Genomic DNA, 23,546 nt, shown 5'->3' on the forward strand with positions numbered 1-23,546 from the left:
ATGCCGATGCATTCCACCGCCGCGCCGGCGCCGCTCTGCGAGATCGACGGGCTGAAGATCGGTTTCCGCGGACACGACGGCAGCGTCACCGACGCCGTGCGCGACCTGTCGCTGACGCTCGCACCGGGCGAACGGCTCGGCATCGTCGGCGAATCGGGCTCCGGCAAGTCGCTGACGGGCCGTGCGCTGCTCGGCCTGCTGCCCGACGCCGCGCGCTGGTCGGCGCACACGATGCGCTTCGCGGGCCACGACCTGCTCGCGATGTCGCCGCGCGAACGCCGCCGGCTGTGCGGCAGCCAGATGGGCATGATCCTGCAGGACCCGAAATATTCGCTGAACCCGGTCATGACGGTCGCGAAGCAGATGGGCGAAGCGTTTCGGCTGCACGAGCCGGGCTTGCGCGGCCGCGCGCTGCGCGAGCGGATCGTCGACGCGCTCGCTGCCGTGCAGATCCGCGACCCGGCGCGCGTCGCCGATGCGTATCCGCACGAGCTGTCGGGCGGCATGGGCCAGCGCGTGATGATCGCGATGATGGTGTCGACCGGTCCGCGCCTCCTGATCGCCGACGAGCCGACCTCCGCGCTCGACGTTGCGGTGTCGATGCAAGTGCTCGCGGTGCTCGACGCGATGATCGCGCGACACGGCACCGGCCTGATGTTCATCAGTCACGACCTGCCGCTCGTGATGTCGTTCTGCGACCGCGTCGCGGTGATGTATGCCGGGCGCGTGGTCGAAACCTGCGCCGCGCGCGACCTGCGCGACGCGTCTCATCCCTATACGCGCGGGCTGCTCGCGGCGCATCCGCCGCTCGCGAACCCGCCCGACGAACTGCCGGTGCTGCGGCGCGACCCGGCATGGCTCGACCCCGCGCCGCCGGCCGTCGTACGCACCGATCGACAGGAGGCCTCACGATGATCGACGTCGATCACGCATCGATCCGTTTCCCGACCCGCACGGGTCACGTCGACGCCGTGCGCGACGCGAGCTTCGCGGTACGCGACGGCGAAGTGTTCGGGCTCGTCGGCGAATCGGGTTCCGGCAAGTCGACGCTGCTGCGTGCGCTGACCGGCCTCGCGCCGCTCGCGTCCGGCAGCCTGTCGATCGACGGCCGCCCGGTGGGCGGCACGCCCGATCGTGCGTTCCGCCGCCACGTGCAGATGGTGTTTCAGGATCCGTACGCGTCGCTGCATCCGCGCTTCACCGTGGACCAGACGCTGCGCGAGCCGCTGTCGATCCATGCGATCGGCGACGCCGACGCGCGAATCGCCCGCGCGCTGTCCGAGGTCGGGCTCGGCCCGGCGTTCCGCTTCCGCTACCCGCACCAGTTGTCGGGCGGCCAGCGCCAGCGCGTGGCGATCGCGCGCGCGCTGATCGTCGAGCCGCGCGTGCTGCTGCTCGACGAGCCGACGTCGGCGCTCGACGTGTCCGTACAGGCCGAGATCCTGAACCTGCTGCGCCGCCTGCATCGCGAGCGCAATCTGACGATGATCCTCGTCAGCCACAACCTCGCGGTGATCGGCTTCCTGTGCCAGCGCGTCGCGGTGATGCAGCATGGCCAGATCGTCGAACAGCTGCGCATCGAGGACGTGCGCGCCGGACAGGTCGCACGCGACTACACGCGCACGCTGCTGAACGCGACCGAAGGCTATCGCCGCCTCGATCCGGTGGCCGACGCGTCCGCCACGTGACATCCGCCGGACGCGAACGCATGCGATACTGCGCACGCCACGCGCCGGCTTGCCGCCGCATGGAACCCGTGCGCACCGCAGGGGTCAATTTCCTTTCTTCAACAGCTCAACAGCAATAGGGAGGCGTTCATGCTGCAATTCATCGAAACCCTGGTCGTCGGGCTCATCGTCGGCCTCCTCGCCCGCGCGCTCAAGCCCGGCGACGACAAGATGGGCATCCTGATGACCATCGTGCTCGGCGTCGTCGGCTCGCTCGTCGCCGGTTATGTCGGCCGCGCGGCCGGCTGGTATGCGCCGGGCCAGGGCGCCGGCTGGATCGCGTCGATCATCGGTGCGATCGTGCTGCTCGTGATCGTCGGCGCGGTGCGCAAGCGCGCGGGTTGATCGCGGATCTGCGAATCCGGTACAACACGGCCGCTCATCTCGATGAGCGGCCGTTTTCTTTGGCGAACCGCCATTCGCCGGCGCGCCGACTCGTCGATGCCACATCCGGGCAACGAGCATGGGCCGACGATGGCGATCGTGACCGCCCCTTCACGCCATCGCGGACGCCGTCCACCGCGGGTTCCGCACGCTTTCCGCGGCGTGGCGCTTTCGTGTCCGGGATCGCGGCCCTACAAGCCCGCTTGCATTGAAGCCGTCTGCGTCGGGCATCACATCGCCGATCGTGATACCGCAATATGGCATTCACCATTCGTCGCGGAATCGAACAGTTCGAGCGACAACATCTGCCGAAATTATGACATGCACATGAACGTCAAACGCTCGTCGAACCACGACGGCGTGTGCTGATCCACGAACGGCAAAACCCTTGCAAAACCGCCCAGATCCTTGCATCACAAGGATCCGGACCTCCGCGCAATCATCTCGCCTCCGAAAGAGGCATAAATTCTTAGTACTTGTACTACAAAAAATCAATTCGAATTCGAATTCGTCAAATTCCCCAAAATCTTGGGTCACTCGATAATTCGTCCTGAATTCAGCCTCGTGCAGACCTCAATTTCCCCCGGTCGGAATAAAGAGAATCGAAGCGGGCGATTTCAACCTCCCTCTATGTTAAGCATATTTAACAATTAGGTATTCGAATGACCAAAACCATCATTTCCGCCGCACTGGCAGCAGCAAGCATCGTCGCAATGGCGCCGGCAGCACACGCGTTCGACGGCACGATCGACTTCACCGGATCGATCGTCGCGACGACCTGCACGATCAACGGCGGCGGTAGCGCCAACAACTTCACGGTGGCCTTGCCGCCCGTGTCGACCGACGCACTGAAAGCAGCGGGATCGACGGCCGGCCGCACGCCGTTCCAGCTGAAATTGACGAACTGCCAGCCGGATACCGGCAAGGTTGCGACCTTCTTCGAATCGGGTCCGACGATCAACACGGCCACCGGTCGCCTCATGGTCGACGCCGGTGGCGCCGAGGGCGTGGAAATCGGTCTGCTGAACGATTCGTTCCAGCACATCGCGGCTGGCGCGGCATACAACTCCCAGAACTCCCAGGTCGTGGACATCACGGGCGGCGCCGCCACGCTGAACTACTACGCGCAGTACGAATCGCTCGGCACCGCGCTGAAGGCCGGCCCCGCGAATTCGCGTGTGCAGTACACGATGAGCTATCAGTAAAGCGTAGCGTTCGGCGGTCGCTAAGTCAGGGCCGCCGTTCGAACCACGTTGGCTTGTCAAGCCGTCTCCGGGATTCGCGAGTCGGCTTCGCAAGACAACGCATCGATCTATATCGAATTGGAGAAGGGATTCACATGAAATACCTCTGCCGGAAACTATTCACTGCCGCGTCCATCGCGGCCAGCCTGTTCGCCGCGAATGCGCACGCAAGCATCGTGATCGCCGGCACGCGCGTGATCTTCCCCGCCAACGAGCGCGAAGTCACGATCAAGCTCACCAACGACGGACAGACGCCGGCCCTGGTTCAAACCTGGATCGACAAGGGCGACGCGAACACATCGCCGGAAAAGATCGACGCGCCCTTTACGGTGACACCTTCCATGTTCCGCCTCGATCCCGGCAACGGCCAGACCTTGCGGCTGATCTACACGAAGGAGCCGCTCGCGCAGGACAAGGAGACGATGTTCTGGCTGAACGTGCTGGAAGTGCCGCCCAAGGCGGAAAACGCGGAAGACGCGAGTCGATTGCAACTCGCGTTTCGCACGCGCATCAAGGTATTTTTTCGTCCGCAAAACTTGCCGGGCAAGGCGGACGAAGCACCCGTACAGACGAAATGGCAGGTGGTCCGCGACGGCAAGGGCTATGCACTGAAGGCCACCAATCCGACGCCGTACTTCGTCAACCTGGGCAGCGTCACGCTTCGGTCGGGCGGCAAGGCGCTCGATGCCGGCGCCGGTTATATCAAGCCCGGCGACTCCGCGCTGTTTCCGGTCCAGGGCCTGACGGCTGGCGCGGAACCCGGCGCCGAGGTCGACTACACGAGCATCAACGACTGGGGCGGCGGCATCAAGGCCACGCAGCCGGTGTCGTCCGGCAAGAACACGCCCTGACGACACCGCGATTCCGTCGCGTTCCCTGGCACCCGACCCGCTGAAGTAACCGGAGGCGCGTTCGCGCCTTCCGCCGGTCGACTGCCCATCCCACGGTTTGCCCCAATTCGTGCCTCCGACGAGGCGGCAATCAGAGGCTGACAACGCCTCTGGCGGCATCCCTTTGCCCTGATCGCCCGCGATACGTATCGACGGGCACCTCGGAGTGTCATGCATGATCTCGAAACGGTCGAACCACGCCGCCTGTAGCGTAGCGCCTCGCATCAAACCGCTGTGCGCGCTCCTGCTGTCGACGTTCGCCACGTATCAGCTGGACGCGCAGGCCAACGACGCGCCCGCTCGGCCGGCGAAATTGGCTCAGGTCGAATTCGACCAGCATTTCTTCCCCCAAGGCGGCAGCCAGAGCGTGGATGTGTCCCGCTTCGAAAAAGGCAATACCGTCTTGCCCGGCACGTACAGCGTCGACATCTACGTCAACCAGAACCGCGTCGCCCGCGGCGACGTGCCGTTCAAGGCCGTCGAAACGAACATGGACGCGCAAGCCTGTTTCGATGCAAAGCTGCTCGAGCGCGTCGGCGTCGCCTGGAAGAAGCTGACTCCGGAACTGCTCGCCAGAATCTCGGGCGAAGGCGAAGACGCGTGCCTGCCGATCGACGAACTGGTCGGCGGGGCGACCAGCCGCTTCGATTTCGGCGAGCAGCGTCTCGACCTGAGCATTCCGCAGGTTTCGCTCGCCCGCAACGCGCGCGGCTACGTGAGCCCCGAGCTGTGGGATTCGGGTATCAACGCGGCGATGCTGGGCTACAACTTCAATCTGTACGGCACCCACAACAGCGGCCAGGGCGGCGGCACGCAGACGCAGGGTTATCTCGGCGTGAACGGCGGCGTGAACCTCGGGAACTGGCACTTCCGCCATGACGGGTCGTTCATGTTCGACTCGCGCGGCAACCGCCAGTATCAGGACATCAACACCTACGTGCAGCGCGACCTGCCGTCGCTAGCGTCGCAATTGACGCTCGGCGAGGCCTATACCACCGGGGAACTGTTCGACTCCACCGCGTTTCGCGGCATGCGCGTGGCGTCCGACGACCGCATGCTGCCCGACTCGCTGCGCGGGTACGCACCGACCGTGCGCGGCGTCGCGAACAGCAACGCGAAGGTCACGATTCGCCAGAACGGCATGGTCATCTATGAAACCAGTGTCGCTCCCGGTGCATTCGAGATCAACGATCTGTACGCGACAGGCTATGGCGGCGACCTGGACGTTTCCGTCCAGGAGGCGGACGGCAACACGCATTCGTTCTCGGTCGCGTATGCAGCCGTGCCGTTGTCGCTGCGCCCGGGCGTCAGCCGCTACAGCTTCGTCGTCGGCGCGCTGCGCGACACGCAGCTTTCGTCTCATCCGCTGTTCGCGCAAGGCACTTGGCAACGCGGCTTGACGAATCTGCTGACCGGCTATGGCGGCGTCACGGTGTCGGCAGGCTATGTATCGGCGATGGTCGGCGGCGCATTCAATACGCCGCTCGGCGCGATCGGCGCCGACGTCACGCAGGCGAGCACCGCGCTGCACGGGCAAGGCCGCCTCAGCGGCGCCAGCTTCCGCTTGAGCTACATGAAGGACGTCGCGCAGACCGGCACCAACGTCGCGATCGCCGCCTATCGTTACTCGACCGGCGGGTTCCTCGGGCTGAACGATGCAATGCGCGCGCGCGATCTGGCCGCGCAAAACCTGTCGATCGAAAACGTGTGGCGCCAACGCAGCCGTGCGTCGGTCACGATGAGCCAGCGGCTCGGAGAGCGTTGGGGGCAACTGAACCTGACGGCGTCCACCGTCAATTACTGGAACCGCAGCGGATCGGATGTCAATTACACCATCGGCTACAACAACACGTTCCGGAACATCGGTTACAGCATTTCGGCCAATCGCCAGCGCAATGCGATCGGTACGGCGGACACCCTGTACTACGCAAGCGTGACGATTCCGCTGGGCAAGGCGACCCCGATGACGATGACCGGGAACGTCTCGCACGAATCCAGCGGCCGCACACAGGCGCAGACCATGCTGTCGGGCTCGCTCGGCACCGACAACAATCTGTCCTATGGCGTGACCGTGAACCCTGCGTCGGGCGGAATGGGCAGTTCCACCACCGGCGGAAGCGTGAATGCGCTGTATCGCAGCCCGTATGCCGAATTCAGCGGAGCGGTCGGCACCGGCACCGGCTACTCGCAAGGGTCGATCGGCATTCGCGGCGCGGTGGTCGCGCATCCGGGCGGCGTGACGCTGTCGCAGCCGCTGTCGGACACGATCGGCATCATCGAAGCGCCTGACGCCGAAGGTGCACGCGTGATCAACGCGTCGGGCGTGCGCGTGAACAGCCGCGGATATGCAGTGGTGCCTTATCTGACGCCGTACAGCATGAACACCGTCGAAATCGATCCGAAGGGTTTGTCGACCGACGTCGAGCTGCAGGTGAGCAGCCAGCAGATTGCACCGCGTGCCGGGTCCGTGACGCTGCTGAAGTTTGCAACGGTATCGGGCCGCTCGGCGCTGATTCGCGCGTCGCAGTCCGACGGCACGCCGTTGCCGTTCGGCGCGCAGGTGCTCGACGAGCATGGCACCGAAATCGGTTCGGTCGGCCAGGCAAGCAAGATCTTTGCGCGCGGATTGCAGAACAAGGGCGAACTGACCGTCAAATGGGGTGAAGACGCTTCTTCAATTTGCCGTATCGCGTACGCGCTGCCGTTGCGCGAGAAAGGGCGCAAGTCACAGGACCTGCTGCGGGTGAACGGAACTTGCGCAGTTGCAGCGCCACGCGTTTCCCATGCACTGAACGTCGTCCCATCTCGACTTGCCGGCGCGGCGCAATGACGCCGCGCCGGCAAGTCGGCCGCGTGCCCGGTTTGAAAATTACGGCATGCGATTGCGCCGGCCACCCTCTGGTCGAATTATTTGAGGATTCCACATTGAAACCCGTCACTCTCACCGGCCTCGCTTCACCAGCCTTAACAATTTTGAATAATTTTAATTACTATTTTTTTAAAAATCTCATTGATTGCGTCATCACAAATACCCCCTTAGTGATAGCAAATCATATCAAACCGCAAAATTAAATCAGACAAAAAATCGCCACGTATCGCTCAAACACAACGTCGGCCACGTACCAATCTGAATTTTTTACTTCCCACGCGAGATCTGGCTGGGTTACAAGGACAAACACTCCGATGAGACTACCTATTCTGCTGGCTTTGATTTCAACAAGCATTTCACATTCTGCGTGGGCGGCTTGCACATCAAACACCACCGATGGCTTAAACTATTTTATAGCGAACGTTTCTGGATTCGCCCCACCACCTTTCGATCCAACTTCGATTCCGATTGGAGGAGTAATATATAGGGCCAGCGGAACCCCGACGTTCATTAATGCCAGCGGTCAAGCGTCGGCCAAATGCGACCAATCGTTTGCAAACCATATAGGTGGAGTTGGAACTCCATCGGCAAATAATATTTATCCAACATCAGTTCCCAATATCGGCATGCGGTTATTCTCCAGCAATCGGATACTTCCCTTTGCTTCGGGATCGGCCACTAACGTCACGTGGGACCAGAACTATGTTCTGACGATCGAACTGGTCAAAACAGGCAATATCACGGCTGCCGGCGTACTGAGTGGTTCGTACGCACAATATCGAGTAAACTCGGCCAACGGGCAGCTTCTCGTCGATTATCGATTTTCGCAGCCCGTGTTGATTCAGCCAAAGGTACCGACCTGCAAGGTTGCGACGCCACTGATCACCGTACCGATGGGTACGGTCCACATGCACTCGTTTCAAGGAGTTGGCACAACGACGCCCCCACGCATGTTCAGCATCTCGCTCACCTGCTCCGGCGGGAGCGCGGGAACGTCAACCAACGCGCACGTGACGCTCACCGACGCGACCACACCAGGCAATACATCGACGACGCTGTCCATGTCGAAGGATTCGACAGCGTCCGGGATCGGTGTCCAGATTCTGAAAGGTGATGCACTGTTGCGTTTCGGGCCGGATTCGGCCGCAGTCGGCAACATCAATCAATGGTACGCGGGCACGATCGCGCAGGGGCAAGCCGGACTGACCATTCCACTGAGCGCGCGATATCTACAAACCGGCGCCAAGGTCTCGGCTGGTAGAGCGAACGCGCGTGCGACTTTTACGTTCAGCTATCAATAACGGGTCTAGCGATCCCGCAGCAAAATGCAGCGGCATCGTCGAAAGGCATGCGGCGACCAGCCATCGTGAAGCACCCGCGTCACGAAGCTGGTCCAGCCGCACCCGCAACGAAGACACCGTGGCGCATGTCGCGACGGCCGGGCCTACCTGTCGGGCAAAGCGTCGGCCCTCAAATCCTGAATCATCGTGGTCATCCATGCGCGAACGTGGCACCTGCCTTCACCGCATCCTCGAACGGCCGCTCATCTTGACCAGCGTCTGTTTTCTTTAAGCGAACGACAGGTTGTAGGGCCGCCGCCTCGTAGGCATCGAACCAACTCACTGCGAAACCAGCAGCAGATGCTGCCAACGGTCTTCCGCCCAACTTCAGCCCTCAGCAATACCCTGCCTTGCGCCACGACAAATTTGAGATAAATTGATTGAAGGACTACGCCGTCGTTTGCGTATTCCCGTTATTTCCGGATTTTCGCTCAAGAGGTTCGATGAAGTTGCCGTTTACGCATTCAGCACCGCAGCGTTGACGGACTGCCATTCGAGCGGCCCCGCTGCGACGCGCTTCTTCTCTGGAGCCTGTCATGAAGCATCGCCTGTTCGCCGCCTCGTTCGCCCTGGCTGCCTCGCTTCTGGCCACGTCCTCTTCATTTGCCGCCGGCACGTCCGGCATCATCTACTTCACCGGCATGATCGTCGAGCCTCCGTGCTCGTTCGCGCTCGACGCGGCCGGCACCGCGCCCGCGCGCGTGCGCGCCGACTGCCCGCGCCCCGCGACCGGGCAGATCGCGTTCGTCGATGCGGCGAGCATGCAGGCCGTGAAGACCACGACCTTCACCCAGGCTTCTCGCGCAATCGTTTTACCGAATCGTCCGGGCAACGACCACACGCCGATGATCGCCGTCGTCACGTATCAGTAACGCCCGGCGCCGGTGCGGCATGCAAGAGGTTCCGCGCGTCCGGTTCGCGCCGTGAAATCGCCCGTCAGTCGCGATGGCAGGCGATCCAGTCGCTGAACGCGCGGATCTTCTGCTGGCTGCCGAGGTTCTCCGGATAGACGAAGTAGTAGCGTGCGCCGGTTTCGAGCACGATGTCGAACGGCCGTTCGAGCCGGCGCGCGCTGACGTCGTCGTCGACGAGCGTCACGTCGCCGATCGCGACGCCGAAGCCCTGCATCGCCGCGTTCGTCGCGAGATCGAGCGTGTCGAACGTCGGCCCGCGCGCGGGATCCACACGACGCTCGCCCGCATGCTCGAGCCATGCGCGCCAGTCGCGATGGTCGCGCGTCGGATGCAGCAGCGTATGGCGCGCGAGATCGCCGGTTGCGTCGAGCGGCGACGCCTGCCGCAGTTCGGGCGCACATACGGGTGTCAGCCGTTCGTCGAACAGCGGCAGCGCGACGACGCCCGGACCCGGCGACATCCCGTAGACGATCGCCGCATCGAACGGCTCGCTCGAAAAATCGACGACGTGCTGCCACGCGGTCGTGATCTGCACGTGGAGATCGGGATGCTCGCCCTGAAAGCGCATGATGCGCGGCAGCATCCAGCGGATCACGCAGGTCGGCACCTTCAGCGCGAGATCGGTGCGTTGCCGCGTGAGCTTCATCGAGATGTCCTCGATGCGCGCGAAGCTTTCGTCGACCACCGGCAACAACTGCTCGCCCTCGGCCGTCAGCGTGAGGCCCTTCGCATGCCGCTTGAACAGCGGAAAACCGTAATGCGCCTCGAGCGTCTGGATCTGCCGGCTCACGGCGCCCTGCGTGAGACACAGCTGCTCGGCCGCACGCGTGAAGCTGCGGTGGCGAGCCACCGTCGAGAAGATCTGCAGCGCGTGCAGGGGCGGAAGTCGGCGCATGGCGAACGGGAAACAGGAAACGGCGAGGAAACGGCACGGAAGGACCGCGCGTCGAGCCGACGCGCGCTGTTCGACACGATAAGCCAAACGCCGGCTTTGCGCGAGACGCTGAATGCTCAGGCCGTCGCGGTCAGCGCGCCCGCCGCGATGCGCGCCGCCGCTGCGACGACATCCGCGCGCGCGGCGGCGGCAGCCTCCGGCTGCGTGAACGACACGGCCATCACGATCGGTGCGCGCGACGGCGGCCACAGCACCGCGACGTCCGTCGTCGTGCCGAAGCCGCCGTTGCCGGCCTTGTCGGCCACGCGCCAGCCGGGCGGCACGCCCGCCGCGATGCCGGTCGCCCCGCGTGCGCCGCCGACCATCCATTCCGTCAGTTGCGCGCGCTGCGGCTCGCGCAGCGCGTCGCCGAGCAGCAACCGCTGCAGCGTGTCGACCATCGCGACCGGCGTCGACGTGTCGCGCTCGTCGCCGGGCGTCGCCTGGTTCAGTTCGGGTTCCCAGTGATCGAGGCGGAAGGTCGTGTCGCCGCTTTCGCGCGCGAACGCGGTGACGGCCTGCGGGCCGCCGAGCACGCCCATCAGCAGGTTGCCCGCGCTCTTGTCGCCCGACTGCAGCATCGCCGCGCACAGCTGCGCGATCGTCATGCCGGTGTCGACGTGGCTTTCCGTAATCGGCGAGCCGGACACGATTTCATAGCGGCGGTACAGGATGCGGCGCGGCAGCAGCGATGCGTCGAGCGAGCCGCGCGCGAGCATCGCGGCGGCCGCCATGACCGCATACGTGCCGCACAGCGGGAAGCGCTCGCGCGCATGGTGCGCGATGCGCACGCCGTTCGACGTATCGAGCGCGGCGACGCCGAGCCGCCCGTTCGATGCTTTTTCGAGCGCGGCGAGTTCGGCTTGTGCGGTGCGTGCGCGCCCCTGGTCGGCGACCGGCGCGGACGTGCACGCGGCAACGAACGGCGCGGCAACGGCGGCGAGCAACAGCGAGCGGCGTGTCGGAGAGTGTTCCATGAATGAGGTCTGTTCTGTCGGAAACGATGGCTCGAAGCAACGCGGCCGCGCGTCGGCGACGCGCGACCGTTCACGCCGACGGGCGGCCCGCGACGGCATTCGCCGCGCATCCCCGAAAGACACCCGTCGGCCCCGCGCGAAGGCGGGATTCGCATGAACAGACCCTAGCGTAGCAGCGACCGCCGTCGCGTTCCAGCGAAACGGCCGCGCGTCACCCTTGCGACGAAGGCAGATACGGCATCGGATTCACCGGCTTGCCGTCGCGTCGCACCTCGAACAGCAGCGCGACGCGCGAGTTGTCGAGATCGCCCATCTCGGCGATCGCATCGCCCTGATGCACGATGTCGCCGGTCTTCACGAGCAGCTTGCGGTTGTGCGCATAGGCAGTCAGAAAATCGGCGTTGTGCTGGACGATGATCAGGCTGCCGTAATCGTTCAGGCCGGTGCCCGCATACATCACGCGGCCGTCGGCCGCGGCGCGAACCGGGTCGCCCGGCCGGCCGGCGATCTGGATGCCGCGGTTCTGCCCGGGCCGGAACCCGTCGACGACCTTGCCGGTCGCGGGCCACTTGAGCGCGACGCGGCCCGCATGACGCCTGGTTTCCTTGACGACCTCGCGATCGCTCGCGGTCGACGCGGCGGCTTGCGAATTGGCCTGCGCGGTTGCCTGGTTACCCACCGCGCCATTGCTCGCCACGGCTTGCGTGTCCGCCGCGCGCGCCGGCGGCAGCGGCTGCTGCTTGACGATGCGCAGCACCTGCCCCATGCGCAGCCTGCCGTTGGCGGTCAGCTTGTTCCAGGTGCGCAAGTCGGCCACGCTGCAATCGTTGGCGGATGCGATGCCCGTCAGCGTGTCGCCGCGTTTCACGACGTACTTTTGCGCGACGAGAATCGGCGCAGGCGGCATCGCGGCGGCCGACGGAGCGACGGGCGGGCTCGAATCGGAAGGCTGCCCCGCCAGCGTGTCGCTCGGCGGAACGGACTGGGGACTTGCACAACCGGCCATCACGAGCACGGCGGCCAGGCCCGACAGCCACGCCGCCTTGCGGTGAATCTCGCGCGTTTTCATGGACGATCCGACTCCGGTTTGACAATCTTTCAAGCATCTCAAAAACGGAACGGCCGACGTGTAACCGGATGCAAACAATGATGACAAACGATCACGGACCGGATGCAGGCCGGCATTCGCTACCGGTAATACGGTCCGATCCGGAAAAACTTGATGGTCTTTTCGCAGAAAAACGGAAGAATTTTCGTTGCCGAAAACTATGGCCGGGATGTTTCAATAGGCGCAAGCCACGCCATTCATCGCAACCATGCGACGAATTCGGCGCCGGCCCATGCGACGCCGATGCACAGGAACAGCAGATGCAGCGCGATCTTGAACGACACGCCCCAGGACGAATCGATCTGCATGACGGGCTCCCTCGATTGATGTGCGTCCATCATCGGCCATCGATCGCGCCCCGAAAATGCGGAAGCGGCGAACCGGGTCTCAGGCTGCCCCTGAGACCGGCACGGCGGTTCCTGCTAACTTATCGGCCATTCTCTCCATCGCTTCGCCCATCATGCGCTTCGACCTGACCGACCTGCGGCTTTTCCTGAACATCTGCGAAGCCGGCACGATCACGAGCGGCGCCGAACGCACGCACATCACGCTGCAGGCGGCGAGCGAACGCATTCGCGGGATGGAGGACGAACTCGGCGTGCCGCTGCTGCACCGGACCAAGTCGGGCGCGCAGGCGACCGATGCGGGCCGCGCGCTCGAACATCACGCACGCACCGTGCTGCAGCAGATCGATCACATGCGCGGCGAACTGCAGCAATACGGCCAGGGGCTGCGCGGCCATATCCGGCTGCTGTGCAACACCGCGTCGCTGAGCGAATACTTGCCGGACGCACTGGCCGAGTACCTGCCGCATCACCCCAGGCTGTCGATCAGCGTCGAGGAACGCTCGAGCCAGGAGATCGTGCATGCGATCCGCAACAAGACGGCCGAGGTCGGCATCGTCGCCGATTCGGTCGGGCTCGGCGGGCTCGAACAGAAGCCGTTCCGCGAAGACTGGCTGATCGCCGTCGTGCCGGCCGCGCATCCGCTCGCGTCGCGCGACAAGGTCGCGTTCGACGACATCGCCGGCGAAGACTTCATCGGCCTCACCGACGGGAGCGCGCTGCAAGTGCATCTGGCCGACCAGGCACGCGCGCTCGGCAAACGGATCCGCTATCGCGTGCAGTTGAAGAGCTTCGACGCGATCTGCCGCGTGATCGCGAGCGGCGTGGGGATCGGCATCGTGTCGCGGCACGCGGCCGAGCGCGCGATGCAGACGATGGATGTGCGGCTCGTCGAACTGTCCGATCCGTGGAGCCATCGGAAACTGACGCTCTGCGCGCGGTCGTTCGATGCGCTGCCGAAGTACACGCGCGAGTTCGTCACATTCCTGTCGGGCGACGCACCGCCGCCGTAACGCGCGCCGCCTCGATTCGCCCCATCGACATACGGAGACAAGGCCATGACCGATATCGATCTCGCAACCCGCTATCGTGCGTATATCGACTGCCTGAACCGGCAGGACTGGGCGGCGCTCGGCGAGTACGTGTCCGACGACGTGATCCACAACGACCGGCCGCTGGGCCTCGCCGGTTACCGCGCGATGCTGGAGCAGGACTTCCGCGACATTCCCGATCTCCGTTTCGAGATCCGGTTGCTCGCGTGCGACCCGCCGCACGTCGCGTGCCGCCTGCGCTTCGCGTGTTCGCCGAAAGGGACGTTCATGGGCCTCGCCGTCGACGGCCGCAAGGTCACGTTCGCCGAGAACGTGTTCTACGAGTTTCACGAAGGCAAGATCCGCCAGGTGTGGTCGGTGATCGACAAGGCGGCGATCGAAAAGCAGCTTTGAACCTCGTCGAAGCGGGGGCGTCGCCCGCGGCGGCCGCGGCGGCCGGTGGGCAGCGGCGGCTCAATGCATTTCGATTCTTATGGATAACGTTTTCTCTCGTCATCCATCGAGAACCCGTTTCCATGCGATGCGCCCTTGCGCCGCTGTAAAGCCGCTCCCTCCCGCGCGACGAACACTCGATCGTCAAGAAAAGCCCCGACGATTCCGTCGTAATCCTCATTCCATTTCGCCGCCTCCGCTCCCGCCATTCGGGTTTCTACCGGCGTCTCCGATGTGAAAGTTGATTGACATCGCGCAGATCGATGCCTAAATTTGGAAAACGTTTTCCAATGCCGAAGCGCGACGCCGGTCTCGGCCCGCGCAGGGGAAACGCTTGCCCGCTCGATTTGCGATTCAGGCCGTCCGTCTTCAGGGAACAGGGTTGCAAGGCGGAAGCCGGGTACGGGCATCGAGCGCGGCATCGGCCACACGCGCCCGTTCCTTCACCACTATTCAAAACCGGAGACACCATGCATCAGCGCAGCAGATTCGCGCTCGGCGCCGCGCTCAGCGCCCTTTCCGTCGTGCTCGTCAGCGCATGCGGCGGCAACGACGTGACCGACACGCCGCCGTCGCCCCCTTCGTCCACCCCGCCCGCGCTCGCAGCGAACTCGCTGCAGGCGCTCGTCTACGGCGCGCCCGACACCAGCGTGCCGGCCGGCACGAACGTTCCGCTCACGATGATGGGGCAGATGCGCGCACTGTTCGACCTGATCCGGAAATCGCCCGACTTCACGCAGGTCGTGATGGATCTCGGCGACGGCACGCCCGTCCACGTGCTCGACACGAATACCGGCGACAAATTCCTGCCCGGCAAGCTCGCGCTCGGCCTGTCGTACATCCTGATCGACATGAAGTCGAAGAACGACCCGCAATACGCGAGCTACCTCGCGACGTACCAGACGATCACGACCGCGATGATGGCGCAGTCGGGCAGCAACTACACGTATGCGAACACGTCGTGGGGCGAGTACTACTACCTCGTCGCGCTGAACAACCTGAAGGCGCACGGGATGCTCAACGAAGTCTTCAGCGATGCGATGCTCGCGACGCTGCAGCAGCGGCTCACCTTCTGCGACATGTTCGGCCCCGATGCGAGCGGCAAGACCACGACGTGCCCGGCCGCCGGCACGCCGATCGACATCGCGTCGCTCAACACCGCGCAGAACTACTATGCGGTGTCCTACGGCATCGCCGGGCTGCGCCAGAAGCTCGGCTGGAGCAGCCCGACGTTCGCGTCGAAGACCGATCCGGCGGTCGCGACGATGAGCGCGCGCGACGCACTGCTGTACACGCTGACGAACCACATCCGCAACGACTCGTCGGGCGGATTCTCCGACGAAGCGTCGAACACGCACACGACCTACTACGATCAGGCGCGCTTCGACCGCTACAGCACGCTGCTGATCGGCGAAGTAGTCGAGCGCACGTTCGAGATGGGCAACGAAGCGAATCTCACGCCGGAGCTGAAGGGCTATCTGCGCAAGTCGGTCGACCTGATCCTGCCGCAACTGAACGCCGACGGCCAGGGCTTCAACTACGGCCGCTCGATCGGCCCTTACGGCGATTCCGCGTTCATGGAGGTGCTGACGGCCGCGGCCAATGCCGGCGTGCTCACCGATCGCGAGAAACAGGTTGCGTATGCATTCATCTACCAGGCCGCGCGTCGTTTCGACACGTACTGGTACGACCCGTCGCTGCCGACGCCGTCGGTCAACATGTGGGTCAAGGGCCGCGGCACCGACGCGTATCGCGGCAAGCCGCGCGTGATGGGCGAGAACTTCAGCCTGCTGCATCAGTACCTGTACGTGAACGCGTGGTGGAACAAGCTCGGCTTCGGCGGTCAGGCGCCGATGGCCGATGCGGACTACCGCGCGTGGCTCGACGCGCTGCCGCGCTACACGCTCACCTGGTACAACCAGCCGGGCGACGCCGCGCATCCGTACAGCGCCGCGCTGCTCACCGTGCGCGACGGCCGGCGCGTGATCAACCTGAACCTCAGCCAGGCGCCCGACTACAACTCGTACACGCCGTATTACCCGGTGCCGTTCTCCGACAAGCTGATCTACGGCACGACCGACCTCGGCTATGCGCTGCTGCTCCCGCAGGTGACGTACAACGCGAAGACCTACATTCCCGTCACGTACTACAAGAACCTGAACGTGCAGCAAAGCAACGGCCAGGTGATCGTGTCGTTCGATACGACGAAGTTCCGCCTCGCGTCGAAGAACGCCGCTTACACGACGGATCTCGACCTGCAGGTGCACACGGTATTGACGTTCGCGCACGGCACGATCTCGCGCAGCGATACGCTGAGTTCGGGCACGCTCGCGGGCAACCTCGCGGTCGAAACGGACTTCACGTCGTTCGCGGATTTCGCGTCGACGCAGGCCAACGGGGACGGCGTGTCGGTGACGTATGCGAACAGCGCCGCGACCGGCTATGCGGCATCCGGGTTCGACAACTGCACGCTGTCCGCCTTCGACACGGCAAACGGCACGACGAATCCGCTGTCGACGACGCCGATCGGGCAGTTGCATTCGAACTTCGCCTGCACGACGAAGCCGTTCGCACTCGGCGCGGGCGCGACCCGCACGGTCGGATGGACGCTGAGGTACGCCGATCCGGCGTAAGCGGCGTGACCGCGATCCCGTGACCGATCCCCGAAGCCGGTTGCCGAAACCGGCTTCGGGATCATTCGGCGGCCGGACGCGCGTTCACCTCCACCCCGCCCCCGCCATATACGCGCCGAGCGCAATCAGCCCGACGAAGAAGCAGCGCTTGAACGTCTTCTCGCTCATCACGCGCCGCGCATATTGCCCGCCGGCCATCCCCGCCAGCGCGGGCACGAGTGCGAGCGCCGACACGCCGAGGTCGATCGTCTGCAGTGCGCCCGTCACACGCAACTGCAGGCCGAGCACGATCGTCGACGCGGTGAACGACAGCCCGAGCGCCTGGATCAGATCGTCCTTCGACAACCGCAGCGCCTGCAGGTACGGCACGGCAGGTACGACGAACACGCCGGTCGCGGCCGTCACGACGCCGGTCAGGTAGCCGACCACGGCCGACAGCCATTTTTCGTGACGGCCCGGCGCGGGCAGCCGCGCAGCCGCCAGCCCCCACAGCCCGTAAAGCACCAGCACCACGCCGAGCGCCGCGTGCGTCCACGTGCTGCCGGCCGCGAGCGCCGGCAGCCCGCCCGTCAGCGTGCCGACCGTCAGGCCCGCGAGCAGCGGCCACAGCCGGCGCAGCAGCGCGCCGAACGACGGGCCGAGCCCCAACTGCCACACGTTGGTGACGAACGACGGCACGAGCAGCAGGCTCGCCGCGGCCGACGGCGGCATCGCGAGCGTCAGCAGCCCCATCGCGATCGTCGGCAGCCCGAGTCCGATCATGCCCTTGACCGCGCCGGCCAGCAGGAAAACCAGCACGACGATCGTCAGCGTATGAGTTTGCATGGCAGGCATTCCGTCCGGTGAGTACGGCGCCGATGGTGCCTGCCCGTCATGCCGCCCGCCATCTGGTTTTGCCTGAGGCTGGCTCGGGCCCGTCGGACGGGTGTTCGGGCCGGTCGATCCGGCCCCGTGAATCACCCCCGACCCTGCTCGCTGTCGAGGTGAGCCATCTGAGCGGCCGGATAGCGCTCGCCGGCAGCCGCCCCGGCGGGAACCGCCGCTTCGATGCGAGCGAGATCATTGACCGTTAGTTGCAATTCAGTCGCCAGCAAACCGTCCTGCAGTTGCGTGCGCTTGCGCGCGCCGACCAGCGGCACGATGTCGGCACCGCGCGACAGCGCCCACGCGATGGCGATCTGCGCCGGATTGCTGCCCTTCTCGTCGGCGATCGCGCGCAGCGCATCGACGAGCGCGAGGTTGTGCGCGAGGTTCTCGCCCTGGAAGCGCGGGCTCGCCGCGCGGAAATCGCGCTCGCCCTGCCGCGCCGCGCTCCAGCGCCCGCCCAGCAGCCCGCGCGACAACACGCCATAGGCCGTCACGCCGATGCCGAGCTCGCGGCATACGGGCAGAATCCCGGCCTCGATCCCGCGCGACAGCAACGAGTATTCGATCTGCAGATCGGCGATCGGCGCGACGGCGGCCGCGCGGCGGATCGTGTCCGCGCCGGCTTCGGACAGGCCGATATGACGCACGTACCCGGCCTTCACGAGATCGGCGATCGCGCCCACCGTCTCCTCGATCGGCACCGCCGGATCGACGCGTGCCGGGCGGTAGATGTCGAGGTAGTCGGTGCCGAGCCGCTTCAGCGAGTACGCGACGAAGTTCCGGATCGCCGCGGGCCGCGCGTCGTAGCCGACGAACCCGCCGGCCGGATCGCGCAGCGCGCCGAATTTCACGCTGATCAGCACCTGGTCGCGCGCCCGGCCGCGCAGCGCGTCGCGGATCAGCATCTCGTTGTCGCCCATGCCGTAAAAGTCGCCGGTATCGAGCAACGTGATCCCGTGATCGAGCGCCGCGTGCAGCGTCGCGATGCTTTCGTCGCGGTCGGCCGGCCCGTACAAGTCCGACATCCCCATGCAGCCGAGTCCGATCGCCGATACCTGCGGGCCGGTGCGGCCCAGTTGACGCATGTCCATGTCCGTTTCCTTCGAATGGTGAGTGGATGAAACGGATTCTGGATGCGCGACGCCGCGCGATAAACGCGAAACGCGCCACCAAACCATTCGACGCTGATTAACAATGGAGTCTTTCCGTTTTCCGCCAAGGCCCTCGCCCGCATGGACCACCTGCAAGCAATGCGCATCTTCGCGCGCGTCGCCCATCTCGGCAGCTTCACGAAAGCGGCCGAGCAACTCCAGCTGCCGCGCCCGACGGTCAGCAACGCCGTCCAGTATCTGGAAAAGCACCTGAAGATCCGCCTGTTGCAACGCACGACGCGGCGCGTCGCGCTGACCGCCGAGGGCGCGACCTATTACGAGCGCTGCGTGCAGTTGCTGGCCGATCTCGACGATGCGGAAACGCTGTTCGAGGATGCCGGCGCGTCGCCGCGCGGCGTGATCCGCGTCGACCTGCCCGAACGTTTCGCGCTGACCCGGGTGATTCCGGCGCTGCCGGATTTTCACGCGCGCTATCCCGATCTGCGCGTCGCGATCAGCACGACCGACCGCTTCGTCGATCTCGTCGCGGACGGCATCGACTGCGCGGTGCGGGTCGGCGTGCTGTCCGACACGTCGCTCGTCGCGCGGCGCGTCGGCGAGATGGCCCAGATCAACTGCGCGTCGCCGGCCTATCTCGCGCGCCACGGCACGCCGCGCTCGCCGGACGAGCTGCCGGACCACGTCGCGGTCGGCTATTTCTCGAGCCGGACGGGCCGCGAGCTGGACTGGGAATATGCGGACATGGATTCGGGCGAGATGCACACGGTGAAGATGCACAGCATCGTGTCGGTCAACAGCTCGCAGGCGTATCTCGCGTGCTGCATCGCGGGCCTCGGGCTGATCCAGGCGCCGCGCGACGGGCTCGCGCCGCTGCTCGCAGACGGTTCGCTGGTCGAGGTGCTGCCGGAATGGAATGCCGGGCCGCTGCCCGTATCGGTGGTGTTTCCGTACGGCCGGCATCTCGCGCCGCGCGTGCGGATCTTCGTCGACTGGCTCGCGGAAACGCTCGGCGGCCGGGCGGACTGACCGGCGGCAGTGCCGGGGTTTTGCGCCCCGGCCGCCGGCGCCCGGGTCAGAACTTGTGGCGGATCGCGGCGCGCACCGCGAACTGGTTCGACGACGCCGACGGGCCGTCCGTCCCGACGACATAGCCGCCGTCGGCCGCCGTGCCCGTCTTGTCGCCGCCCACCTTCTGCCACGCGCCCTGCAGGTACACGTCGGTACGCTTCGACAGGCTGTAGTCGGCCATCAGGCCGACCGTGTGGTACTTCGGCTTGAACGAGCCGGCCGCGGCATCGTACTTGCCGTCCGTATACACGTACTGCGCGCCGAGGTAGAAATCGGGCGTGAGCTGGTACTTGCCGTTGATCTCGAAGTTCTGGAACTTCGTCGCGGTCAGCCCGAGGCCGGCGAACGTCGACGCCGGCAGGTAGACCGTCGATACGGGATTCTTCACGTCGGTCTTCGTATAGACGATGCCGACCGTGGCCGGGCCGAACGTGTAGTTGACGCCGCCGCCGAAGATGCGCAGCCGATCGGCGACGAAATTCGCGTCGTCGGCCGCGATCGCGCCCGCGCTGCCGATGCCGGGGTTGTTCGCCTGCAGGTACGCGGCCGCGACCTGCAGCCCGGCCAGCGAATATTGCGCGCCGATGCTGTACTGGCGGTTGTTCGAGAAGCCCGTGCCGTTGCTGAAGCTGTACGTGCCGCCGAACGTCAGGCCGTTCCAGTCGGGGCTCGCGTACTTGACCGTGTTGTTGACGCGGAACGAGTTGTCCGTGTTGTCGTTGTCGAACGGGTGCGAAAACAGCGTGCCGCCCCAGTTGCCGTTCGCGGTAAGCGGCGCCAGATAGTCGACGACGGAATCGTACTGACGGCCGAGCGTCAGCGTGCCGAAGCGCGACTCGGAAAGCCCGACGAACGCCTGACGGCCGAACATGCGGCCGCCCTGGCCGAGCCGGCCGTTGTTCACGTCGAACCCGTTTTCCAGCGTGAAGATCGCCTTCAGCCCGCCGCCGAGATCCTCGCTGCCCTTCAGGCCCCACCGGCTGCCCTGCGCATAGCCGCTCGCGAGCTGGTAATTCGTCTTTCCGACCCCATTGACGTTGACGTTGTTCGTGTAATTGAAGCCTTCGTCGATCACGCCGTACAGCGTCACGCTGCTCTCGGCAAAGGCCGGCGCGGCGAATGCGGCGAGCGCGGCGGCAAAAATGACGTGCTTCTTCATGACGGATCTCCGGAGCCGAGGACCGGGCAGGCCGAACGCCCGGCGAATGTTTGGTCTGTGTATAAGTGGCCCGCAGGGCGGACGACGCGGTGTGCGGCCGCGTGAGGACAAAATGGTGTCACGTCGCAAACCTTCCGTCCATCGGGTGCGGGTCGTCGCGCGCAAAGCGTTGCGCTCGTCCAACTGCCCCGTTGCGCGGAGAGCCTGACCGGGCTTATCGGCAGCGGCACGCCGGCCGGCCATCCGCGTAAACCCGATGGGCGTCGCATCGGTGGCACAATGCGCATCCGTTCGTCATTTCTTCACGAAGTCATGCTTCACCCCGATTCATGCGCGGCGCGCGCCGGCCGCGCCCGCGGCCCGCGCCGGAAGGCGCGCCGATGACCGCGCCGGCCCGCGCCGGCCGCTACGCCGAGCTCGATTTCTTCCGCGGCCTCGTGCTGCTCGTCATCGTCGTCGACCACATCGGCGGCAGCATTCTGTCGCGCGTCACGCTGCACGCGTACGCGCTGTGCGACGCGGCCGAGGTATTCGTGTTCCTCGGCGGCTTCGCGACCGCCATTGCGTACAACTCGCTCGCCGAGCGGCACGACGAGGCCGCCGCGCGCCAGCGTTTCATCCGGCGTGCATTCGAAATCTACCGCGCGTTCCTCGTGACGGCCGGCCTGATGCTGCTGATCACGGCCGTGCTGAATGCGTTCGCGATCGACGGCCCGAACATGCCGACCAACGATCTCGACGGGCTGCTGCACAAACCACTCGCCGCGCTGCGCGACATCCTGCTGTTCCGCCGCCAGCCGTACCTTGCGTCGGTGCTGCCGATGTACGCGTTCTTCGCGCTGCTCGTCCCGCTCGCGCTGCCGCTCGCGCGCACGCAGCCATGGCTGATGCTCGCGTTCAGCGGATCGCTATGGTTTGCGGCGCCGCACGTCGCACGCTTCCTGCCGACCGTCGAAGGCGCGCCGTGGGATTTCAATCCGTTCGCGTGGCAATTCCTGTTCGTGCTCGGCGTGATCGCACGCTGCCAGCCCGTCTACCAGACGCTCTCGCCCAAGCCGCAGGGCTGGCTGCTGACGGCCGCGTCGCTCGCGATCGTCGCGGCCGGCGCGTACTACCGGCTGCGCATCGAGCCGTTCCCCACCGATCCGTCGATCAAGCAGAACCTCGGCGTGCTGCGGCTCGTGAACTTCCTCGCGATCGCGTGGCTCGCCGCCAAGCTCGTGCACCTCGGCTGGATGAAGAAGGTCGCGCACGCGATGCCGTGGATCGGCACGATCGGCCGGCAGGGGCTGCTGTGCTTCGTCGCGGGCACCGGCATCTCGCTCGCGGTCGATTCGCTGCTCTACCAGGCGACCGAAGGCTATCTCGACGTGCCGCTGGGCCTGACCGCCGACGCCGTCGCGATGGGGCTGCTGTATCTCGTCGCCAAGCTCTACGGGCCGCTCGTCGCGCGGCTGTCGTTCCGTTCGCGGCAATGACGCGCCGCGCCGTCATGCGCCGCTGCTACGATAGCCGGCGCCTCTCCTGAAACGATTCGCCATGCGCCGACTCGCCCTTCCGTTCGCCCTCGCCCTGTTCGCCGGCGCCATCGCCGCCGCCCATGCCGCGCCGCCGGCGGCGCCTGCTCCGGCCGTATCGACCGCGCCACCGGCCGTCCAGACCGCGACGACGCCGTCCTCCGCGCCGGAGCCGTCCGTCAATCCGGGCAGCAGCGTCGTGCTGCGCACGTTCCGGTCGGCGTCGTTGAAGCGCGACTGGTCGTACACGGTCTACCTGCCGCCCGGCTACAACGCGGAAGGCGCACGCTACCCGGTGATGTACCTGCTGCACGGCAACGCGGGCAACGCGAACGACTGGGTCACGCAGGGCCGGCTGCAGGCCACCGCCGATACGCTGATCGAGCGCCACGACATCCCGCCCGTCGTGATCGTGATGCCGCAGGGCGGCACCGACTGGTACGTCGATCGCAAGGAGAAGATGCAGAGCGCGTTCCTCAACGACCTGCTGCCCGAAGTCGAAGCGCACTTCGCGGTGTCGAACCAGCGCGCGGGCCGCGCGATCGGCGGCGTGTCGATGGGCGGCTTCGGCGCGCTGCGCTTCTCGCTGCTCGAACCGGGCCTGTTCTGCGGCGCGATGCTGCTGAGCCCCGCGATCTATGCGAACGAGCCGCCGCTCAATTCCGCCGCGCGCTACGTCGGCGTGTTCGGCGACCGCCAGTTCGATTCGCGCGTGTGGCACGAGCTCAATTATCCGGCGCTGCTGCGCGGCTATTTCGCGCGCAACTGGCGCGTGCCGATGTTCATCGCGGCCGGCGACGACGACCTGACGATCCAGGCGGAATCGAGCGTGCTGTACACGCACCTGCGCCGTGCGCAGAACCCGGCCGAGCTGCGCATCGTCGACGGCGGGCATACGTGGGACGTCTGGCGCGGGCTGCTCGGGCAGGGGTTGAAGTATGCGCTGGAGTGCGTGAAGTGACGGCCGGCGGGCGT

General features: G+C 65.5%; 21 protein-coding genes. 14 read left to right on the top strand and 7 right to left on the bottom strand.

Features of this window, described 5'->3' with window-relative positions; translation table 11 throughout:
- The 8 genes from WS54_RS07810 (at window position 1) to WS54_RS07845 (ending at window position 9,326) form a co-directional block, all read left to right on the top strand.
- Window positions 1-915 carry an ABC transporter ATP-binding protein gene (locus WS54_RS07810; RefSeq protein ID WP_059783163.1) on the top strand — a complete coding sequence of 305 codons (915 nt, stop codon included), beginning with the start codon at window positions 1-3 and terminating at the stop codon, window positions 913-915.
- Window positions 912-1,688, top strand: a complete 777-nt coding sequence (locus WS54_RS07815) for an ABC transporter ATP-binding protein (RefSeq protein WP_034204658.1) — start codon at window positions 912-914, stop codon at window positions 1,686-1,688. The genes WS54_RS07810 and WS54_RS07815 overlap by 4 nt, the downstream gene beginning before the upstream one ends.
- Window positions 1,689-1,817: 129 nt before the next feature.
- Window positions 1,818-2,072, top strand: coding sequence for a GlsB/YeaQ/YmgE family stress response membrane protein (locus WS54_RS07820; RefSeq protein WP_034204657.1), 255 nt, complete (start codon window positions 1,818-1,820; stop codon window positions 2,070-2,072).
- Window positions 2,073-2,773: 701 nt separating this feature from the next.
- On the top strand, window positions 2,774-3,316 hold the full coding sequence (locus WS54_RS07825) for a fimbrial protein (RefSeq protein ID WP_059783161.1): 543 nt from the start codon (window positions 2,774-2,776) through the stop codon (window positions 3,314-3,316).
- A 134-nt stretch (window positions 3,317-3,450) separates the two neighbouring features.
- Complete coding sequence (locus tag WS54_RS07830) at window positions 3,451-4,206, top strand: fimbrial biogenesis chaperone (RefSeq protein ID WP_059783158.1); 756 nt, start codon at window positions 3,451-3,453, stop codon at window positions 4,204-4,206.
- 214 nt (window positions 4,207-4,420) lie between these two features.
- The gene (locus WS54_RS07835) at window positions 4,421-7,075 is read left to right on the top strand and encodes a fimbria/pilus outer membrane usher protein (RefSeq protein WP_059783156.1); all 2,655 of its coding nucleotides are present in this window, start codon (window positions 4,421-4,423) and stop codon (window positions 7,073-7,075) included.
- Between the two features lie 353 nt (window positions 7,076-7,428).
- The gene (locus WS54_RS07840; protein ID WP_059822187.1) at window positions 7,429-8,415 is read left to right on the top strand and encodes a fimbrial protein; all 987 of its coding nucleotides are present in this window, start codon (window positions 7,429-7,431) and stop codon (window positions 8,413-8,415) included.
- A 575-nt stretch (window positions 8,416-8,990) separates the two neighbouring features.
- Window positions 8,991-9,326 (top strand): hypothetical protein, encoded by a 336-nt coding sequence (locus tag WS54_RS07845; RefSeq protein WP_059783155.1) that lies wholly within the window; start codon window positions 8,991-8,993, stop codon window positions 9,324-9,326.
- A gap of 64 nt (window positions 9,327-9,390) precedes the next feature.
- Here WS54_RS07845 and WS54_RS07850 read toward each other — a convergent pair whose 3' ends face one another.
- The 3 genes from WS54_RS07850 to WS54_RS07860 form a co-directional block, all read right to left on the bottom strand.
- Window positions 9,391-10,263, bottom strand: coding sequence for a LysR substrate-binding domain-containing protein (locus WS54_RS07850; RefSeq protein ID WP_034204653.1), 873 nt, complete (start codon window positions 10,261-10,263; stop codon window positions 9,391-9,393).
- Window positions 10,264-10,379: 116 nt separating this feature from the next.
- On the bottom strand, window positions 10,380-11,279 hold the full coding sequence (gene bla, locus WS54_RS07855) for a class A beta-lactamase (protein WP_059783152.1): 900 nt from the start codon (window positions 11,277-11,279) through the stop codon (window positions 10,380-10,382).
- A 211-nt stretch (window positions 11,280-11,490) separates the two neighbouring features.
- Window positions 11,491-12,348, bottom strand: coding sequence for a peptidoglycan DD-metalloendopeptidase family protein (locus WS54_RS07860; protein ID WP_059783149.1), 858 nt, complete (start codon window positions 12,346-12,348; stop codon window positions 11,491-11,493).
- A gap of 499 nt (window positions 12,349-12,847) precedes the next feature.
- On the opposite strand from WS54_RS07860, the gene WS54_RS07865 reads away from it, so the two are divergent.
- On the top strand, window positions 12,848-13,744 hold the full coding sequence (locus WS54_RS07865; RefSeq protein WP_059783148.1) for a LysR substrate-binding domain-containing protein: 897 nt from the start codon (window positions 12,848-12,850) through the stop codon (window positions 13,742-13,744).
- A gap of 45 nt (window positions 13,745-13,789) precedes the next feature.
- Window positions 13,790-14,176 (top strand): ester cyclase, encoded by a 387-nt coding sequence (locus tag WS54_RS07870; protein WP_034204650.1) that lies wholly within the window; start codon window positions 13,790-13,792, stop codon window positions 14,174-14,176.
- A gap of 77 nt (window positions 14,177-14,253) precedes the next feature.
- Here WS54_RS07870 and WS54_RS33615 read toward each other — a convergent pair whose 3' ends face one another.
- Window positions 14,254-14,646, bottom strand: coding sequence for a hypothetical protein (locus WS54_RS33615; protein ID WP_159086658.1), 393 nt, complete (start codon window positions 14,644-14,646; stop codon window positions 14,254-14,256).
- 39 nt (window positions 14,647-14,685) lie between these two features.
- On the opposite strand from WS54_RS33615, the gene WS54_RS07875 reads away from it, so the two are divergent.
- Entirely contained in the window at window positions 14,686-16,848 is a 2,163-nt protein-coding gene (locus WS54_RS07875; RefSeq protein ID WP_059783146.1) for a hypothetical protein, read from the top strand.
- 84 nt (window positions 16,849-16,932) lie between these two features.
- On the opposite strand, the gene WS54_RS07880 is transcribed toward WS54_RS07875, so the two are convergent.
- On the bottom strand, window positions 16,933-17,673 hold the full coding sequence (locus WS54_RS07880) for a sulfite exporter TauE/SafE family protein (protein WP_059783144.1): 741 nt from the start codon (window positions 17,671-17,673) through the stop codon (window positions 16,933-16,935).
- Window positions 17,674-17,804: 131 nt separating this feature from the next.
- Window positions 17,805-18,806: an aldo/keto reductase gene (locus tag WS54_RS07885; RefSeq protein WP_059783142.1), complete on the bottom strand. Its 1,002-nt coding sequence runs from the start codon at window positions 18,804-18,806 to the stop codon at window positions 17,805-17,807.
- Window positions 18,807-18,947: 141 nt separating this feature from the next.
- On the opposite strand from WS54_RS07885, the gene WS54_RS07890 reads away from it, so the two are divergent.
- Window positions 18,948-19,853 (top strand): LysR family transcriptional regulator, encoded by a 906-nt coding sequence (locus tag WS54_RS07890; RefSeq protein ID WP_034204646.1) that lies wholly within the window; start codon window positions 18,948-18,950, stop codon window positions 19,851-19,853.
- A gap of 46 nt (window positions 19,854-19,899) precedes the next feature.
- On the opposite strand, the gene WS54_RS07895 is transcribed toward WS54_RS07890, so the two are convergent.
- On the bottom strand, window positions 19,900-21,054 hold the full coding sequence (locus tag WS54_RS07895; protein WP_034204645.1) for a porin: 1,155 nt from the start codon (window positions 21,052-21,054) through the stop codon (window positions 19,900-19,902).
- A gap of 380 nt (window positions 21,055-21,434) precedes the next feature.
- Here WS54_RS07895 and WS54_RS07905 point away from each other — a divergent pair, with 380 nt between their 5' ends.
- On the top strand, window positions 21,435-22,532 hold the full coding sequence (locus tag WS54_RS07905; protein ID WP_034206162.1) for an OpgC domain-containing protein: 1,098 nt from the start codon (window positions 21,435-21,437) through the stop codon (window positions 22,530-22,532).
- Window positions 22,533-22,593: 61 nt separating this feature from the next.
- Window positions 22,594-23,532 carry an alpha/beta hydrolase gene (locus tag WS54_RS07910; protein ID WP_034204644.1) on the top strand — a complete coding sequence of 313 codons (939 nt, stop codon included), beginning with the start codon at window positions 22,594-22,596 and terminating at the stop codon, window positions 23,530-23,532.
- The last annotated feature ends 14 nt before the right edge of the window (window positions 23,533-23,546 follow it).

Source organism: Burkholderia sp. NRF60-BP8 (genome assembly GCF_001522585.2).
GTDB lineage: Bacteria > Pseudomonadota > Gammaproteobacteria > Burkholderiales > Burkholderiaceae > Burkholderia.

What these genes read in the sequence shown, in the direction of transcription:
- WS54_RS07850 (WP_034204653.1), bottom strand. Translation starts at nt 10,263, where the DNA reads ATGCGCCGACTTCCGCCCCTGCACGCGCTGCAGATCTTCTCGACGGTG.
- WS54_RS07860 (WP_059783149.1), bottom strand. Translation starts at nt 12,348, where the DNA reads ATGAAAACGCGCGAGATTCACCGCAAGGCGGCGTGGCTGTCGGGCCTG.
- WS54_RS07835 (WP_059783156.1), top strand. Translation starts at nt 4,421, where the DNA reads ATGATCTCGAAACGGTCGAACCACGCCGCCTGTAGCGTAGCGCCTCGC.
- WS54_RS07815 (WP_034204658.1), top strand. Translation starts at nt 912, where the DNA reads ATGATCGACGTCGATCACGCATCGATCCGTTTCCCGACCCGCACGGGT.
- WS54_RS07905 (WP_034206162.1), top strand. Translation starts at nt 21,435, where the DNA reads ATGACCGCGCCGGCCCGCGCCGGCCGCTACGCCGAGCTCGATTTCTTC.
- WS54_RS07895 (WP_034204645.1), bottom strand. Translation starts at nt 21,054, where the DNA reads ATGAAGAAGCACGTCATTTTTGCCGCCGCGCTCGCCGCATTCGCCGCG.
- WS54_RS07885 (WP_059783142.1), bottom strand. Translation starts at nt 18,806, where the DNA reads ATGGACATGCGTCAACTGGGCCGCACCGGCCCGCAGGTATCGGCGATC.
- WS54_RS07830 (WP_059783158.1), top strand. Translation starts at nt 3,451, where the DNA reads ATGAAATACCTCTGCCGGAAACTATTCACTGCCGCGTCCATCGCGGCC.
- WS54_RS07890 (WP_034204646.1), top strand. Translation starts at nt 18,948, where the DNA reads ATGGACCACCTGCAAGCAATGCGCATCTTCGCGCGCGTCGCCCATCTC.
- WS54_RS07825 (WP_059783161.1), top strand. Translation starts at nt 2,774, where the DNA reads ATGACCAAAACCATCATTTCCGCCGCACTGGCAGCAGCAAGCATCGTC.
- WS54_RS07875 (WP_059783146.1), top strand. Translation starts at nt 14,686, where the DNA reads ATGCATCAGCGCAGCAGATTCGCGCTCGGCGCCGCGCTCAGCGCCCTT.
- WS54_RS07810 (WP_059783163.1), top strand. Translation starts at nt 1, where the DNA reads ATGCCGATGCATTCCACCGCCGCGCCGGCGCCGCTCTGCGAGATCGAC.
- WS54_RS07865 (WP_059783148.1), top strand. Translation starts at nt 12,848, where the DNA reads ATGCGCTTCGACCTGACCGACCTGCGGCTTTTCCTGAACATCTGCGAA.
- WS54_RS07840 (WP_059822187.1), top strand. Translation starts at nt 7,429, where the DNA reads ATGAGACTACCTATTCTGCTGGCTTTGATTTCAACAAGCATTTCACAT.
- WS54_RS07910 (WP_034204644.1), top strand. Translation starts at nt 22,594, where the DNA reads ATGCGCCGACTCGCCCTTCCGTTCGCCCTCGCCCTGTTCGCCGGCGCC.
- WS54_RS07870 (WP_034204650.1), top strand. Translation starts at nt 13,790, where the DNA reads ATGACCGATATCGATCTCGCAACCCGCTATCGTGCGTATATCGACTGC.
- WS54_RS07845 (WP_059783155.1), top strand. Translation starts at nt 8,991, where the DNA reads ATGAAGCATCGCCTGTTCGCCGCCTCGTTCGCCCTGGCTGCCTCGCTT.
- WS54_RS07820 (WP_034204657.1), top strand. Translation starts at nt 1,818, where the DNA reads ATGCTGCAATTCATCGAAACCCTGGTCGTCGGGCTCATCGTCGGCCTC.
- WS54_RS07880 (WP_059783144.1), bottom strand. Translation starts at nt 17,673, where the DNA reads ATGCAAACTCATACGCTGACGATCGTCGTGCTGGTTTTCCTGCTGGCC.
- bla (WP_059783152.1), bottom strand. Translation starts at nt 11,279, where the DNA reads ATGGAACACTCTCCGACACGCCGCTCGCTGTTGCTCGCCGCCGTTGCC.